Annotated in this window: 13 protein-coding genes and 1 pseudogene; 4 read left to right on the top strand and 10 right to left on the bottom strand. The window is 55.1% G+C overall.

Translation table 11 applies throughout. The annotated features are described in order from the left end of the window. Positions 1-3: 3 nt before the first annotated feature. The 8 genes from tssB to C813_RS32690 form a co-directional block, all read right to left on the bottom strand. Complete coding sequence (gene tssB / locus C813_RS32725) at positions 4-528, bottom strand: type VI secretion system contractile sheath small subunit (RefSeq protein ID WP_016495653.1); 525 nt, start codon at positions 526-528, stop codon at positions 4-6. A 74-nt stretch (positions 529-602) separates the two neighbouring features. Then, a complete protein-coding gene (tssA, locus tag C813_RS32720) occupies positions 603-1,616 on the bottom strand; it encodes a type VI secretion system protein TssA (protein WP_017457014.1) in 1,014 nt (337 codons plus the stop codon). 11 nt (positions 1,617-1,627) lie between these two features. Then, positions 1,628-2,338, bottom strand: coding sequence for a type VI secretion system-associated protein TagF (tagF, locus tag C813_RS32715; RefSeq protein WP_017457013.1), 711 nt, complete (start codon positions 2,336-2,338; stop codon positions 1,628-1,630). 18 nt (positions 2,339-2,356) lie between these two features. Then, on the bottom strand, positions 2,357-5,968 hold the full coding sequence (tssM, locus tag C813_RS32710) for a type VI secretion system membrane subunit TssM (RefSeq protein WP_017457012.1): 3,612 nt from the start codon (positions 5,966-5,968) through the stop codon (positions 2,357-2,359). A 3-nt stretch (positions 5,969-5,971) separates the two neighbouring features. Continuing rightward, a complete protein-coding gene (locus tag C813_RS32705; protein ID WP_017457011.1) occupies positions 5,972-7,210 on the bottom strand; it encodes a DotU family type VI secretion system protein in 1,239 nt (412 codons plus the stop codon). Between the two features lie 17 nt (positions 7,211-7,227). Beyond that, positions 7,228-8,571, bottom strand: a complete 1,344-nt coding sequence (gene tssK, locus C813_RS32700; protein ID WP_017457010.1) for a type VI secretion system baseplate subunit TssK — start codon at positions 8,569-8,571, stop codon at positions 7,228-7,230. 24 nt (positions 8,572-8,595) lie between these two features. Then, a complete protein-coding gene (gene tssJ, locus C813_RS32695; RefSeq protein WP_016495647.1) occupies positions 8,596-9,102 on the bottom strand; it encodes a type VI secretion system lipoprotein TssJ in 507 nt (168 codons plus the stop codon). Between the two features lie 23 nt (positions 9,103-9,125). Next, on the bottom strand, positions 9,126-9,617 hold the full coding sequence (locus C813_RS32690) for a hypothetical protein (RefSeq protein WP_017457009.1): 492 nt from the start codon (positions 9,615-9,617) through the stop codon (positions 9,126-9,128). A 980-nt stretch (positions 9,618-10,597) separates the two neighbouring features. On the opposite strand from C813_RS32690, the gene C813_RS32685 reads away from it, so the two are divergent. After that, positions 10,598-12,319, top strand: a complete 1,722-nt coding sequence (locus C813_RS32685; RefSeq protein WP_017457008.1) for an alpha,alpha-trehalase — start codon at positions 10,598-10,600, stop codon at positions 12,317-12,319. 69 nt (positions 12,320-12,388) lie between these two features. On the opposite strand, the gene C813_RS32680 is transcribed toward C813_RS32685, so the two are convergent. Next, positions 12,389-12,643 carry a GlsB/YeaQ/YmgE family stress response membrane protein gene (locus C813_RS32680; RefSeq protein ID WP_017457007.1) on the bottom strand — a complete coding sequence of 85 codons (255 nt, stop codon included), beginning with the start codon at positions 12,641-12,643 and terminating at the stop codon, positions 12,389-12,391. A 210-nt stretch (positions 12,644-12,853) separates the two neighbouring features. On the opposite strand from C813_RS32680, the gene ycgR reads away from it, so the two are divergent. Next, the gene (ycgR, locus tag C813_RS32675) at positions 12,854-13,585 is read left to right on the top strand and encodes a flagellar brake protein YcgR (protein WP_017457006.1); all 732 of its coding nucleotides are present in this window, start codon (positions 12,854-12,856) and stop codon (positions 13,583-13,585) included. Here the strand turns inward: ycgR and emtA are convergent, their stop codons facing one another. Then, entirely contained in the window at positions 13,586-14,197 is a 612-nt protein-coding gene (gene emtA, locus C813_RS32670; protein WP_017457005.1) for a membrane-bound lytic murein transglycosylase EmtA, read from the bottom strand. Between the two features lie 100 nt (positions 14,198-14,297). On the opposite strand from emtA, the gene ldcA reads away from it, so the two are divergent. Both ldcA and C813_RS32660 read left to right on the top strand, forming a co-directional pair. Beyond that, positions 14,298-15,209, top strand: coding sequence for a muramoyltetrapeptide carboxypeptidase (ldcA, locus tag C813_RS32665; RefSeq protein WP_017457004.1), 912 nt, complete (start codon positions 14,298-14,300; stop codon positions 15,207-15,209). 123 nt (positions 15,210-15,332) lie between these two features. Beyond that, a pseudogene (locus tag C813_RS32660) lies at positions 15,333-17,000 on the top strand (potassium/proton antiporter); the annotation flags it as partial. Positions 17,001-17,049 lie beyond the last annotated feature (49 nt).

Raw genomic sequence — 17,049 nt, 5'->3', positions numbered from 1 at the left:
GGTTTACTCCTCTTTACCTTGCGCACTGTCTTCACTGTTCGGTAACTGGCTGAGCGATTTCAGCAGGGTTGGATCCTGCAACACTTTGGCAATCAGCTCTTCCGCACCGTTTTTACCGTCCATATAGGTCAGCAGGTTGGAAAGCTGCGTGCGCGCTTCCAGCAGTTTGTTCAGCGGCTCAACTTTGCGTGCCACCGCGTCTGGCAGGAAGTCATCCATGCTGTCGAAAGTTAAATCGACGTTCAGACGGCCTTCGCCGGTCAGCGTGTTGTCGACGTTGAACGCCACGCGCGGTTTCAGCGCTTTCATGCGTTCGTCGAAGTTGTCGACGTCGATTTCGAGGAATTTACGATCCTCAATAGAGGGTAAGTTCTCCACCGGTTTCCCTACCAGATCCGCCATTACGCCCATCACAAACGGAAGCTGGATTTTGCGCTCCGCGCCGTACACTTCCACGTCGTACTCAATCTGTACGCGGGGGGCACGGTTGCGGGCGATAAATTTCTGACCACTGTTACTTATTGCCATGATGTTCTCCATCGAATATGCGCGGTGAAGGTTTGACGACCGGCAACGCGCCTGCCGTCATAACTCGGTACGCGTCAGTCCTGACGCCCAAAGATGTTTTGCAGTTGATTCACGCCATCGGGCGCCAGATCGCGAATAATCTCCATAAAGTCCAGTTCGATTAGCCGCTGCACGCGGTCAATCATCAACGGCGCGGGGTGGCTCGGCTCGTGCTGGGTGAAGTATTGCTTCACTTTTTCCAGCATCAGTTGCGCATCGGCGCGCGTGGTAACCTGCGCGGTTCGCCAGTCGGTATGCGCCGCCAGCGGCGCTGCGACGACTGGTTGCGGCGCGCTATCCGCAGGTGCCGTTTGTTCTGTCGCCTGTTGCTCTTCCGTGCGGTTAGCGCGGCTGACACCAGCAATTAACCCGACCGTTTTGAGTAACTGTTCCATTTCCGGCACCCCGCTTTCGCCCAGTTGTTCGAGCAACCATGTACGGATCGTTTGCAGACGCCCTTCGATTTGGCAGATAGCCTCAATGCCAGGCTGTCCGCCGCGCGTGAGTTCATCAATCAGACGCACCCGGCCGCCAGGGTAGCCTGCACATTCCGTTTTGCTGCCGTCAAGCAACGCCTGCGCGTCGCGCACGTTTAGCTCATCGCCGTTGCTGCGCAGCAGCGTCGCCTGGCGCAGCGTGGTGGTCAGCGAAGATTTATCGCTTAACCCCGCCAGCGCATTAATGCGGTAAAACGGGTCGAATTCACCACCGTCGGTCAGCGAAGGCCAGAGTTGATCCCAGTAGAGCGCCAGCGCCTGACCTAACAGCATTAAACCATCAGCATAGCCTTCCAGCCCGCGACGTCGAGTCCACGCATGGGTTAACGCCATCATCACGCGGATATCTTTGGTACGCGCCAGCAGCCCGGTGGCCAATTTTTCCACCCGCGTCCAGTCTGCCGGTTCGGCGGGAATAATGGTGCTGCCAAACTGCTGCTCGGCCTTGCCGAGGCTCGCCTGCTCCATCGCCTGGAAATCGGCGTCATACTCCAGATTCTCACCGCACGGTTGCTCCGGGCTGACCGGAGCGAGTAACGATTCTATAGTCATCCGCAACCTGCTTATTCTTCAAACATCGGTGGGTAGAGGCCGTGGCGACCAGGTCTTGCGCCACCCGCCGGCTCAAACAACAGCGTGAATAACTGGCCGGTAAAATTGCCGCTGTGCACATGGGTGTAAAGCGGGTAGCCATCGCTGCGGTTGGTCCACCAGAAACTTATCTGGCGCAGCGGATCAAAACATTCGGCGGCCTGTCGCCAGCCGATGGTGGATTCGCCGTCGCCGTCATAACCAATCACATCCAGAATTTCCGAGCGCGTTTCCGGCTCCACCAGTTGCACGGGTGGAATGGAGAGCAGCGCCTGGTCGAGCTGTTCGGGTGAAAACCCATTGCGCACGGCATGCAGCATGGTGCGCCCGAGTTGTTCATACCAGTCGCCCGCTTTCGCTAAATGGCGTGGCGACCATTCCAGCGGGTTAATCGCCATCAACGCACACAGCGGATACTGACGACCAACGCTGTCGCGCCCTGGCAGCAGACAGCCCATTTGCACTTGTTGCCCGCCGAGCATTGGCGGCACAACGAAATTCCAGATCGGCGCATTGCTGAACTGCCGGTCACTTGTACGCTGTTCTTCTTTCTGCCAGTTCATCAACCCCACCTGAAACCAGTGGGACCACTGGCGCTGAAGCGCATCAGGAAAGCGGCGTTGTAAAAAATCGCCCGCACTGGGCAGTTTGCCATACCAGCTAATTGCAGAAGTCGTAGTCATTAGGCGTTCCTTTGCAGTTCAAGGACATGCGAAACGTGGAAGCTGGAACGGGTTGCGGATGCTGTTGGGCGCGAATTCCAGCGTCACCTGATGTCCGTCAACCGTGAATGTCGCCTGGCGGCTCAGGCTGCTGCTGCCGGGGCTGACGCGCGCTTTATCGAAAAAGCGGTTCAGCGCCCAGGCGCCATTGGTCACAAGCGTAGCGGTTGTGCCGTTGGCCAGCCCTAATTGCATCCGCACCTGGTTGGTGCCGCCGGAACCCGGCCAGCTAACGATTTGCACCGCCTGTGGGCCGTGGCTGTAGCGAAGGATTTGCCCGTCCACATCCAGCGTCATATTCAGGATGGTGTTATCCATGCGCACCGTACGCACCGTGGTGCGAAACGACGGTGTTGCGCTGCCGTTGGCAAAGAACGCGTCACGAATCGATTGCGCCTGCTGAAACGGCACCAGCACGCCTTCGCTGCCTGGCAACGTTTTGCCATCGATGCCCGGCATAAAACGCCATGTCGCCTGGGTGGTATCGACTTTGTTGGTCAGGTTGTCGCGAAAAAAGACATCCATCAGGCCGGTACCAGGGGCAAACATGCGCGCCAGATCGTCCGGCGTAACTTCGCTGCTGGCAGAACGCACTAACGGGTAACGTCCGGCAATCGCCTGGCGGCAAAAGCTGCCCACTTCCACGCTGATGCGCTTGCGCACGTTTTCCATATCCCGGCGCTGAGTATCACTGCTCGCGCCAACCGCCATGTTGCTGAACATGGTTTGCAGCCCGCCGGGTAAACGTCCGGCGCTGGCCTGCAAACGGCTAATCGCTTCACCACCCGGCGGTGGCATTCCGCTGTTGGCGGCATCCTGCACGGCGGTCAGGTAACGATAAAGCTCATCAACCTGTTTAAGAAAGTCATCAAACACAATGGTCTTGCCGCCCTTTTCCAGCGGCTGCGCCAGTTCAATGATTGGCGCGAAATGCTCGGTGACACGCTGTTCCGGCGTCTGGCTGGCGGCAGCGTTTGCCGTGGCTGACGCGCCGTCATGGTTGCTGAACAGCGTTTCGAGCATCTGCGTGCCACGGTTACTGCTCTCCGGCGCTTTCTCTTTGCTATCGCCCACTTCATCGCGGCTGAGTTTCAACTGCTGGCTGAGGCTGATAACCAGGCGGCGCAGCGGCGAGTTATTCCCGGAAAGCAGACGCGCGGTGTTGATGCGCTGGTTCAGATCCGCGCTGTTATTCAACTGAATGTCGCTTAAGAAGTTATCCCAGATGGCGATAAAATCACGCGCATACAGCTGGCGTACCGCGTTATCGGTTTGCTGTTTGTCTTCCGCTTGCGTGGTGGAACCGAGCACCCAGACATCATCTTCATGCAGCGAGGCGGTGACCGGCGCGATTTGCGCATTGAAACTGTTCCAGTAACCATCCGGGGTATACAACCCCGGCAGCCCTTCACCGACCGGCTTGCCGCTTTTGCGGGAAAAAACCAGTTCACTCTGCGGTCCGCCAAGCGACGCCAGTGAGACCTGCTTCAGATTTTCATCGCGCTCCAGCAGGCGTTTCAGCCGCCCGTAAACGCGGGTGGAGAGCGGTTGCTGGTTGATTAATGCCTGTTCGCGGCTAATCAGCGCCTCGTCTTTCGCATACGGTGAGGACTGAATTTGCGGCTCCAGCAGTTGCGTCAGGTGCCACTCAAGCTGGCTTAACTGCGCTTTGGTGACGTTCTGCGGCAGGTTACGTTGCAGATTGAGCATCACCCACGAGTGCAGGAACTTACCGTCGTAATGCTTCGGCTGATACAGCATTTGATAGGCTTTCAGCGCCTCATAGCTGTATTCCACATCGCTGCCATTGTCGTTACGCAACCAGGTGGTGATGCGCATCGCCACTTCCGGCAGCAGCATCTGCTGCAGCGCTTTCTGGTACAGGGTTTGCGAGGCATCCGCCACATCGTTACCGCGATACAGCCCCATGCGGCGGGTGATCGGCGGGTTATTGACGTCAAACTTCTCGCTTTCCGGCAGCGCAGAAAGGCCATTAAGCAGCGGCAGCAAGGCAAAGAGATCGCCCTGTTGGCGGTTACGCAGCGCTTTGATTTGCTGGTCAAGCGCCGGTACTTTGGCCTGTACTTCATCCAGATAATCACGGTTGTTGCCGTAGCTGGTAAACCACAAAGCGCTGATAATAATCAGCAGCGCCAGCAGCGCCGCATAACCGGACCAGATCACCGCCCGGCTGCGCAGTTCCCACCAGCGATTTTGCCCGGCGATACCGGCTTCCTGGAAGATAACGTTTTGCAGCAGATGCTTGATAAAGAAGCTCTGCCCTTTCCCGCCCGGCACCGGTGCCTCTTTGCTGACCGAATCCCAGTTGTCACCAGATTTGCCCTGCGGCAGCGACAGCGCGCGGTTAAGCTCGCCCATCACGCGGTCAAACGGCAGGCCTTCTTGCGTACCGCTGGCAAAATAGATGCCGCGCGGCGAGAACTCGGTTTCAAAGTTGGAGCGTGCAAAAATGGTGTTCAGATAGTCTGCCAGCAACGGGCGCAGCGCGGCGAACTCCTGCGGGAACAGAAAACATTCCGCACGAGCTTGCGCATCGCTTTCACGCAGCAGTGTATCCGGCAGAGCCGCGTCCAGGCGCTGTTGCAGCAGCGCGAATTCCTGAATAAAACTGCCCTGCAGGTCAAAATCCGCCAGTTTGGCTTTTTCCCACGGGAAGGTGAAACCCCAGATTTGATCGCGCTGCGCTTTATCAAACCCGGCAAAGTACGCGCGAAAACCTTTCAACAAGTCCGCTTTGGTGACCAGCACATACACCGGGAAACGGATCCCCAGTTGTTCATGTAACTCGGTCAAACGCTGGCGCAGGTTGAGCGCCTGTTCGCGCGATGCCTCGGCTGACTGGGTGAGCAGATCGGCAATGCTGACCGTCACAATCACGCCGTTGATCGGCTGGCGACGGCGATACTTTTGCAGCAGGCCAAGAAATTTCAGCCATTCGCTCGCATCCTGAACCTGCTCGCTCTCCTGCGTGGTGTAACGCCCGGCGGTATCGAGCAGTACAGCCTCGTTAGTAAACCACCAGTCACAGTTACGCGTACCGCCAATACCGCGCAGCGCGGTTTTACCGAAGCGATCGGCCAGCGGGAATTGCAGGCCGGAGTTCACCAGCGCAGTGGTTTTACCGGAACCCGGCGCGCCGATAATCACATACCACGGCAGTTGATACAGATACTGGGTACTGAAGCGCTGCGCCCACTGCCCGCGTTGACCGGGCTGGTTGAAGTGCGCTTTTTTCAACATCTGCGCGGCTTCTTCGAAACGCTCGTTCAGCACCTGATCTTCGTTATTGAGGCGTTTGCGCTCAACTGGATCTTTCGCTTCTTCGCTTTTCAGGTTGTCCATCAGCTTACGGTTGAGCCAGGCGTTGTAGAGACGCGGCACAATGTGGCTGTGAACCCAAATCAGGTACATCACCGCAATGGTTATCATGCGGTTTTGCTCAGACTCAAGCGGGCGGGAGTCCACGACGGAGAGCAGCGGGCCAATCATCCAGATAACTGCGGCCAGCCCCGTCACGCCAAGGAAACCCCACAAAATGCGGTTGGTCAGCAATGAAAGCAACATATTCATCCTTTAGTTTCCTTGCGGCAATCCGTTCAGCTCGGCGGCCGTATTTCCCGGCGACACCAGCAAAGTAATCTCTACGCGGCGGTTACGGGCGCGGTTTTCAGCCGAGTTGTTCGGTGCTATCGGGTTCATCTCCCCTCGCCCTTCCGCTTTCACACGTGCCGGTTGCGACAGGTGTTTTTGCAGCAGCGACTGCACAGAACGCGCACGCTCAAGCGACAACTCGTAGTTCGAGGCGAAGCGCGCACTGCGGATCGGCACGTTGTCACTGAAACCCACCACCAGAATTTTGCCGCTGACGTTATTCATCGCCTGCGCCACGCGGTCGATAACCGGTTCATAGCTTTCGCGTGCCACTGTCGATCCTGAGGCAAACAGGCCATCGCCTTTGAGTGTTACCACGCTACGATCGGCCTCATCGCGCACCGCCACCAGCCCTGCCTCAATTTCCGGGCGCAGAAACGCGCGCAGGTTAAGCACCGGCTGCACGTTTTGTACCGGCTGCTCAATGGCGGCTTCCGGCAACTGGGTCTGGTAGATTTTCGCCAGCACCGGGTTAGTGCTGTCACCCAGACGCCAGTTGAGCACGATATAGAACAGACAGGCGAGAAAACCCGCCAGCCCGACACAGGCCCACAGCGGAATAACCGGACGCCACAATTTGCGCATCACCGGTTGATCTTCCGGATGCGGCGACAGCGGCGGCGGATAGTTGCCGCGCACACCGCGAATCATCTGCCACAAGCGCTGTTTGATGGTTTCCAGTTGCGTGCGGCCATTGTCCATCACCCGGTAACGGCCTTCGAAACCGAGTAACAGGCAGAAGTTGATCAGCTCCAGTAGCGCGATATGCTCGCGGGGGTTTTGCGACAAGCGCGCCAGAAGCTGGAAGAATTTCTCCCCGCCCCAGGTTTCGTTGTGAAACGTCACCAGCAGGCCGCTACCGGACCAGACGCCACGGCTGCCCCACGGCGTGAGCGCCGCCGCTTCATCCAGCGCGGTGCATAAACAGTAACGGGCGCCGACGATCACTTCATAGGCCAGCCCGGATTGCTGGCAGCGCACTTCAAAACGGCGAATCTCATCAATCAGGTGCTGGCGCAGACCACTTTGATCATCATGAGAAACGGAATAGCGGATCTGCGGTATCGCGTTAAGTAGCGGGTTGGCGGCCGCGACCAAAGGATTGTTGCCACTTGCTCCTGCCAGAGCGGCATCGCTGCCGGAGGCTTGTTGTTCCTGCATATTGTGCGCTCGCTGTATTATTCAGTCGGGCTACGGATGGCCCAAAACTCCATATCAAGACCCGGGAATTCACCTGCCAGATGCAGTGCGAAAGCCCCCGATTTCTCCATTTCGTTCCACAGCTCGCCGCCCTTTTCCAGTTCGAAATAGTTGTAACCGGCATGCCACGGAATTTGCGGCGGCGCGACCGGCATGGTGCGCAGCTTCATACCCGGCAGTTGCAACTGCACCAGGTCGCGGATTTTGGTCACCGGCGCGACTTTCATCTGGGCCGGGAAATGAGTTTGCAGGATCTCGCCTGGGACGCTGGCTTTCACTGCCAGCACGAAACCAAACTCGCGCGCCATGGTGGTGGTCGGCAAGGTGGCGATATTCAACCCGTGTGTACGTTCGGTGAGTGGCAACTGGATGGCGTGTTCTTCCATCACCAGCGACAACCCGCTGCGCAGCATCAGTTGTAACTTGCCAAAACACCCGGCCAGATCGTCGTGGTCATAAACCGGCAGCGTCTCTTCCGGCGAGCGCGACGCGGTCCAGGTGGTCAGCTCGGTGGCAAACGCCAGCCAGCTGCGCCACAACTCTTCCGGGTGGATCATCGGCAGCGTTTTCAGATGCGAAACCTGGCCGACATGGTGGTTAATCAACGCCAGCAGCGTGAATTCCACCATTTCAGAGGTATTAAAACGCCCCGGCTGGCGCAGACGCTGGCCAATCTGCTGGCTACGCTGCATCAGCAAACTTTGCAGATCGTTGATAATGGCGTAAATCGCCGGGTTGTTAACCGCATTCAGCATCGGCGGAATATAACGGCTATCAATTCGAACGTGGTTATCGTTACGTTTTTCTATGACATGCGCGACACCGATCGCCGTCCACTCTGCCGAGAGATCTTTTTCCAGCATCAGTTTCAAACGCAGGCGTCCAAACTGCACCGCCGCCGGCCCTACTGACATGGCGTTATCGTCATCGACTTCGCTTTCCCAGGTGACATAACGCGCCAGCGAATCTTTCTCCTCGCTGAAGATCACCTCATCACGCCCGCCGCGACGGGCGGGCAGCGCCAGCACCACGCGCTCATTGTTGATGTTGTCCGGGATAGCCAGCGGTGTGGGCGCCTGGCGAGCATCGTGGAATGAGAAGAAGGTGCCATCCGGCAGTAAACCGCTGGCATAACTCAGGGCAATACAGCCCTGGCGCAGCATGGCGTCGTCGAGTTCGATATCAAGGTAGCCCCAAAGATACGGGCGCTGCAGTGTCCCCCACTCGCGAATATGGTGCTGCAGATAGCTTTCCGCACGCTGAAAGTGATGAGGGCGCAGAAACATACCTTCGGTCCACACGACCTTTTCTGCTTTGTTCATACGGTTTTCCTGTTAAGACTGGCGCTATTTGGAAATCACACGGATGCCATTGACGTCGAGAAAGATGTTGGCTTCCAGTTCGTCTGACGACGATTTCCAGAATTCGTAGAAGTGCGTCTCTCCCTGTACCGGGAGCGGTAAGGACATCCGCCATTTTTTGCCATCCAGCGCCTGATACTCCGCCATCACGCCGATGTAACGCGCGTCGGGCGCACTTTTACCGCTCAGCGTTTTCGACAACTGGCCGGGCATCAGGAAAAATTCATCACTGTTCAGCAGGTTGGCGCCAAGTACGCTATCTGCGTTGTTTTGCAGCGACCAGAAATCGGCGGACATAAATGTCGCGTCCGATTTCAACAGCAACACCCTGACTTTAAGGGGAGCGGACTCATTGATCTGCGGATGAGCCCTGAACTGAAGGTTATAGCTGGTAGGTACGCTGTGTGAAGAGGAGCCACAACCGCTGGCCAGGGTGGCCAGCACAAAGAAAAACACCAGGCTAATCTGGCGTACAACCGAATTATTATTCATACCAGGTACTCGTCACGGCTGGATTAATTGATGATCCACGTTCCGGAGTTGGCGTTTTTGCAAGCCTTACCGCTGCCATCGACAGTCACGCAGGTCTGTTTTTTACGCACTACGCGGCGTTTATCATCGCGCAGGGTTTTTTCGTACAGCTCGCTTTTCACGACGGCACGCATCGGCACATAACCAATCAGCTCTTCCTGACCTTCATCGGCCAGCGCCATCCAGAAGTGCTCAACCTGGCCCAGAACCACGTAGGTTTTACCGGCTTGCAGCTGGCGAATCACTTTGCCGCCGTAATCCGGGGTGCTCATCACCGACGCCGGGTAAAGCGCACGATAGTCTTGTTTGATAGGCTGGAATTCCTTCGGCGGAATAACCGCGTAGCGGTGTGTCAGCGTGACACCGTTCACTTCGCTGGTGACGATAGTGTCATCGGTTGGGGCGGGTTTAGGTGGCGCTTTACAAGCCGAAACGCCAAAGACAAAAAGAAGAGCCAATACCATTCGCATGTTCATAACGTTTTTTTCCATTGCAAATATATTACTGTGTTGACCTGGAGCGTTTTGGAAAGGGTATTTAAATCGCTCTAAATGACGCAAATCCATGTCCAGTTAAACGCTCAGATAATGAATAAAAGGCATAGCTACCGCACGAGTCTGTCGCAGGGACAGGCTGCAATAATATTACTTTTCATTGACTATCGTGACACAATTTTACAGATCAGATTATTCAATTCAATATGATCTCCGACCTGTTGAAATACTATTATTTAATTTTTTTGCAAATTAGGACAATTCTCAAGAAAGAATTTCACTTTAGATTAAAATCCGTAAAGATGCCAACCACCACTTTTATAGTGGTGCACAAAATTTGCATAAATCACTGATAATTAATAGTTATTCTTGCGAGGAACGTAATAGCATATATTTTAAATTACGAGATAGGATGAATCCTAAAAACCATTTTAATGCGATAAACCCTACAATATTTAGTAGTGAAATTTCCTGAATAAAAGTGCGGATTAACTCGAAAGGTAAGCAAATATGTTATTTACATGTCGATAGGCAAAATATATCGAACAAATAAAGATTATTTCCATAGCAAGATAGTCAAGGGTGTAATAGTCCCTGGTGGAAACATTCTTTACTTTCATATGAAATTTTTCCCTGCCTTAAATTATGTAGTCCTACTTAATTCTCGTGAACGTGCAATAAATGAAACCTTTCAGCAAAATTGATACAGCGCACTATTTACCCGCTGCGGGCTTTTAGTAACTAAATAAAAAACACCCTGGCGAACAAGTCTGTAGGCGGCGGTCACTTTTCTTGCGTGGATTGCATAAAAATCCGCCCCTGCTCTGCCAGCCAGACGGGGAAATTGTCTGGAATCGTACAAAATGCCAAACGCGACACACGATTTGTTTCAGATTCGACTATGGTTTTGTGCAAGGTTGATTGCGGTAGCACCGCTGTGCACCCGCTAAGGAGAATAATCGATGACAAGACCTGTTCTACACCGGCCGCGCGCGCTGCTGCTGGTCATGCAAATCGCACTAGGCGGCGCGTTACTTGCCTCTGCGCCTCACGCTTTCGCCGCCGAGGCGCAAAATACGCCGCAGCCACCAGATATCCTGCTTGGTCCGCTCTTTAGCGATGTGCAAACCGCTAAGCTGTTTCCCGATCAAAAAACCTTTGCCGATGCTGTGCCGAAAGGCGACCCGCTGATGATCCTCGCGGATTACCGCATGCAACGCATGCAAACCAGTTTCGATTTACGCCACTTTGTGGATGTGAACTTTACGCTGCCCAAAGAGGGTGAAAAGTATGTTCCGCCTGAAGGGCAAAACCTGCGTGAACATATCGATGGGCTGTGGCCGGTGTTAACACGCACCACCGACAGCGCCGGGAAATGGGATTCGCTGCTGCCGCTGCCAAAACCCTATGTGGTGCCGGGTGGTCGTTTTCGCGAAGTCTATTACTGGGATAGCTATTTCACGATGCTCGGCCTTGCCGAGAGCGGTCACTGGGACAAGATTGAAGACATGGTCACCAACTTTGCCCATGAAATCGATACCTGGGGCCATATTCCTAACGGTAACCGCAGCTATTACCTGAGCCGCTCACAACCGCCATTCTTCTCGTTGATGGTGGAATTGCTGGCGACGCACGACGGTGACGAAGCGCTGAAAACCTGGCTGCCGCAAATGGAAAAAGAGTACCAATACTGGATGGAAGGTGCGGATACACTGCAACCAGGCCAGGCCAATAAGCGTGTGGTTAAGCTCAGCGATGGCAGCGTTCTGAACCGCTACTGGGACGATCGCGATACGCCGCGCCCGGAGTCGTGGCTGGATGATGTGACAACGGCCAAAAACAACCCTAATCGCCCGGCAACCGAGATTTACCGTGATTTGCGTTCTGCCGCCGCGTCGGGCTGGGATTTTAGCTCCCGCTGGATGGACGATCCTAATCAGCTTGGCACCATTCGGACCACCAGCATTGTGCCGGTCGATCTGAACGCGCTGATGTTCAAGATGGAAAAAATGCTCGCCCGCGGTTATCAGGCAGCCGGAGATAGCGCAAAAGCGAGCCAGTACGATGCGCTGGCAAACGCACGTCAGAAAGGTATTGAAGCCAATCTGTGGAATGAAAAAGAGGGCTGGTACGCGGATTACGATCTGAAGACGAAGAAGGTGCGTAATCAGCTTACAGCCGCGGCGCTTTACCCGTTGTTTGTCAATGCCGCCGCCAAAGATCGCGCTGATAAAGTGGCCAGCGCGGCAAAAGAACGGTTGCTGAAACCGGGGGGGATCGCGACCACCACAGTCAACAGCGGCCAGCAATGGGATGCGCCGAACGGCTGGGCACCGCTGCAATGGGTGGCAACAGCGGGCCTGCAAAATTACGATCAGCAGAAACTGGCGATGGAAGTGAGCTGGCGTTTTCTGACCAATGTGCAGCACACCTATGATCGTGAGAAAAAGCTGGTCGAGAAATATGATGTCAGCACCACCGGCACCGGTGGTGGCGGTGGTGAATATCCGCTGCAGGATGGTTTCGGCTGGACCAACGGTGTGACGCTGAAAATGCTCGACCAGATCTGCCCGAAAGAGAAACCGTGCGACAGCGTACCGCAAACGCAGCCGGCACAGCAGCCTGCCGCGAAGGTTGAACCGACGAGTCAACCCTCAAAACAGCAGCAAGCCGTCGCACAATAACAACCGCGCAGTAAAAAGCCGCAACATGATTGTTGCGGCTTTTTTGTCTCAAAACGGATGAACTGGCGGTTAACCTCGTCTGAACAACCGGAATACGGCCAGCACGACAATCGCACCCAGCACCGCGATGAGGAAACTGTGCCAGTTGAAGCCAGTAATATCTCCGCCATAACCAAATTGTGTCGCGAGCCAGCCGCCGACAACGGCCCCGACGATCCCAAGTATACAAGTCAGAATGAAACCGCCTCCATCCCGTCCCGGCATAATCAACTTAGCAATAACGCCAGCAATCAGGCCAAAAACGATCCACGCGAGAATGCCCATGTTTCTCTCTCCTTCTGTTAGTCTTGTTGACGCGCACATACCACTTCGGCGACGCGTTAGCTACAGTATAGTTGTCGGTCATAAAACATTTTCATCTCACAGACTTAATTCAAACGGATTACGAAAATAATTAAGTTATTTGTATTAAGTTCTTGCTGAAAATGCCGATAACGCAACGAAGGTGTGTCAGCCATCAAGGAGCCATTCGGCGTGAGCAATTACAGTGAGCAGTTCTTGAAACAAAATCCTCTGGCCGTGCTGGGCGTGTTACGCGACCTGCAAAAAAACCAGGTGCCCGTTTGCATCACCTGGGGCAGCGGTCAGTTCATCAGCAAGATACTGGAAGTGAATCCAGAAGAGCTGATCATGGATTTTGGTAGTCAGGAGTACGAGAACAACGCAGTACAGCGAGCCGGAAAGGTGACCGTGACTGCTGAAACACATGGCGCCAAAGTCGAATTCACGCTGACAAAGCTTTCTGCCGGCGATTTTCAGGCGTTACCTGCTTTTATTACTCCGCTTCCGGAAACGCTGTGGTTTATTCAGCGCCGTGAATATTTCCGCATCAGCGCCCCGCTCCATCCGGCCTATTTTTGTAAGGCATTGATGCCGGATAAAAGCGAGATCCGCTTTCGTCTGTTCGACCTGTCATTAGGCGGCATGGGCGCACTGCTGGATGGCGAAGCGCCCACCGCGTTGCAACCGGGTATGCGCTTTTCCAAAGTGGAACTGGATATGGCGTCGTGGGGGCAGTTCTATTTTGACGCGCAGTTGATTGCGATTGGCGAGCGTAAAGTCGTTGATGGTAAGAATGAAACCATTGTTACGCCGCGCCTGAGTTTTCGCTTTTTGAATGTCAGCCCGGGCGTGGAGCGCGAGCTCCAGCGCATTATTTTTGCCCTGGAGCGCGAGGCGCGCGAACGCGCCAACCGGGTGCGCTAATTACATCGCATCCATCGCTTTTTGCACTTTCCAGATATAGCGCGGCGCCTGCGGCGCGGGGTGGTTTTCCGCCACATGCTTCATAAACGCGTCTGCGCTTAAATCATTTATCTCTTCTATGGCTTCGCTTCTGTCGGACGAGAAAGTCCGCAGCAGCGCGCCTGCGCCATTCACATACGAGACCACCAGAGCGTATTGCATCACTTTCGGATCGCGAATGCCTGCCAGCGCCCCGTGCTCAAGAATACTCAAATAAGCCGCCCCCATGGAGATGTTGCGTTCCGGGTTTTTGAGTTCGCTGGTGGACGGTTGCCCACTCCAGCCCATATGACGGTAAACTTCGCGCCCGGCGGTGGAGGCTTTAAGCTGCATCAGACCAACAGCGTTTGATTTGCTGACCAGATTCGGGTTACCGCCGGATTCCACGGCAATCATCGCGGTGATCAATTGCGGGCTGACGCCCCAGGCCGCACCGGCTTTTTCGGTGATGGGCATCCACTGCATTGCGCGTTTTACCGGAACTTCCGGGTTCCAGTCCGGGTTACGATAATCCTGTTTTGAACTACATCCGGCGAGCAGTACCACTAAAAAAGCAAACCATCTCAATTTCACGCAAGCTAATCCTTCTATAAGTGTCATCGGCGACGGATGACAACGACACAGGTTAGCGGCATGATAACTGTTTCCCCATAGATGTCAGCAAGGAATTGCCATGTCCACCTTCCACCTGATTGCCCCTTCCGGCTATTGCATTAACCAGCACGCAGCGGCGCTTGGCGTCGAACGTCTTACTTCGCAGGGACATCAGGTTAACAACCAACACGTCATTACCCGTCGTGATGAGCGTTTCGCCGGGCGTGACGAAGAGCGCCTCGCGGATATCAACGCGCTGGCGCAATTGCCGGGCGAAAATATTATCGTGATGCCGGTACGCGGCGGATACGGTGCCAGCCGCCTACTCGCTGATATCGACTGGCAGGCGCTGGTGGCGCGTCAGCAGCATCAACCGCTGCTGATTTGCGGCCATAGCGATTTCACCGCCATTCAACTTGGGTTGCTGGCACACGGGAAGGTCATCACCTTTAGCGGGCCAATGCTGGCGGGAAATTTCGGTGCAGAAACGCTGGATACCTTTACCGCAGAGCACTTCTGGCGCGCTATCAGCAATGAAACCTTTACCATTGAGTGGGATGGTGAAGGACCGCAGTGCGACGTGGCAGGCACCCTGTGGGGGGGAAATCTGGCGATGTTAACCTCGTTGATTGGTACGCCGTGGCTGCCTTCAATGCCCGGCGGCATGCTGGTGGTTGAGGACATTAATGAGCATCCCTACCGCGTGGAACGCATGCTGTTGCAGTTGTTGCACGCCGGCATTCTGGCACAGCAGCGGGCGCTGATCCTCGGCAGTTTCTCGCTGGCGCAACCCAACGACTACGATGCGGGCTACAATCTTAATAAGATGATCGACTATCTGCGCGCGCAATTGACGATCCCGGTGGTCAGCGGGCTGGCGTTTGGTCATGAACCGCAGACCGTCACACTGCCGCTCGGCGCACATGCCCGGTTGCAACATGCTGAAAAGACGCAACTGACCTTAACGGGTCATCCCACGATCTTGATGTAAAAAAAGCCCTTTATGCGCTTATTAAAACGTTGTTTCTGCCGTTATTATATGGCGCACTAATAAACTCGGCCGGTTAACGCCGCCCGGGATCCCCCACGGTGAGGAATAAGGAGAAGCACACCATTGGACGCTGAGGCGATAATCAGTCTGTTTATTTTGGGTTCAGTTCTTGTAACCTGCAGTATTTTATTAAGTTCTTTCTCTTCCCGCCTTGGTATTCCCATTCTCGTTATCTTTCTGGCAATTGGTATGTTGGCCGGTGTTGACGGTATCGGCGGTATTCCGTTCGATAACTACCCGTTTGCCTACATGGTCAGTAACCTCGCACTGGCGATCATTTTACTTGATGGCGGCATGCGTACGCGCGCCAGCTCGTTTCGCGTCGCGCTTGGCCCCGCGCTTTCCCTGGCGACCATTGGCGTGCTGGTCACTTCCAGTTTAACCGGGATGATGGCGGCCTGGCTGTTCAAGCTCAACATTATGGAAGGCTTTTTGATCGGCGCGATTGTTGGCTCCACCGATGCCGCCGCGGTGTTCTCGCTGCTCGGCGGTAAAGGGCTGAACGAACGCGTCGGCTCAACGCTTGAAATCGAATCCGGCAGCAACGATCCGATGGCGGTGTTCCTCACCATCACGCTGATTGAGATGATCCAGAAGCACAACGCTGACCTCGATATCATGTTCCTCGTGCATATTGTACGGGAGTTTGGTCTCGGTATTCTGCTGGGCGGTTTGGGCGGCTATCTGTTGCAGCAGATGATTAACCGCATCTCTCTGCCGCCGGGTCTTTACCCGCTGCTGGCACTGAGCGGCGGGATTCTGGTTTTCGCCTTAACCACGGCCCTGCACGGTAGCGGCATTCTGGCGGTTTACCTGTGTGGTTTTGTGCTGGGCAATCGCCCTATCCGCAACCGTTACGGTATCCTGCAAAACTTTGATGGTCTGGCCTGGCTGGCGCAAATCGCCATGTTCCTGGTGCTGGGGCTGTTGGTTACGCCATCCGATTTATTGCCGATTGCGGTTTCCGCACTCATCCTCTCGGCGTGGATGATTTTTGTTGCTCGTCCTCTGTCCGTGTTTGCCAGCCTGTTACCGTTTCGCGGTTTTAACCTGCGCGAACGCATTTTTATCAGTTGGGTGGGCTTGCGCGGCGCGGTGCCGATTATTCTTGCCACCTTCCCGATGATGGCCGGGCTTGATCACGCACGCCTGTTCTTTAATGTCGCCTTCTTCGTGGTGTTAATCTCGCTGCTTTTTCAGGGAACGTCACTCTCGTGGGCGGCAAAAAAAGCCAAAGTTGTCGTGCCACCAGTTGGCTGGCCGGTCTCCCGCGTTGGTCTGGATATTCACCCGGACAATCCGTTTGAGCAGTTTGTTTATCAACTCAGTGCGGACAAATGGTGCGTGGGTGCTGCGCTGCGTGATTTACATATGCCTGCGGATACGCGCATTGCCGCGCTGTTTCGTGACAATAGCCTTCTGCACCCCACCGGCAGCACCCGGCTGCGTGAAGGCGATGTGTTATGCGTAATTGGCCGCGAAAGCGATCTACCCGCGCTCGGGAAACTGTTTAGCCAGTCTCCGCCGGTGGCGCTGGATCAGCGATTCTTCGGTGATTTTATCCTTGAAGCCGACGCTAAATTTGCTGATGTGGCGCTGATTTACGGCCTGGAAGATGGGCTGGAGTATCGTGAAAGCCAGCAAACGCTGGGCGATATTGTGCAACAACTGCTGGGTGCCGCGCCGGTCGTGGGCGATCAGGTCGAGTTCGCCGGGATGATCTGGACGGTGGCGGAAAAAGCCGATAATGCGGTACTGAAAGTCGGTGTTCGCGTGGCAG

This window comes from Kosakonia sacchari SP1 (genome assembly GCF_000300455.3).
Classification (GTDB): Bacteria; Pseudomonadota; Gammaproteobacteria; order Enterobacterales; family Enterobacteriaceae; genus Kosakonia; species Kosakonia sacchari.
This window is presented reverse-complemented; position numbering and strand designations above follow the sequence as displayed.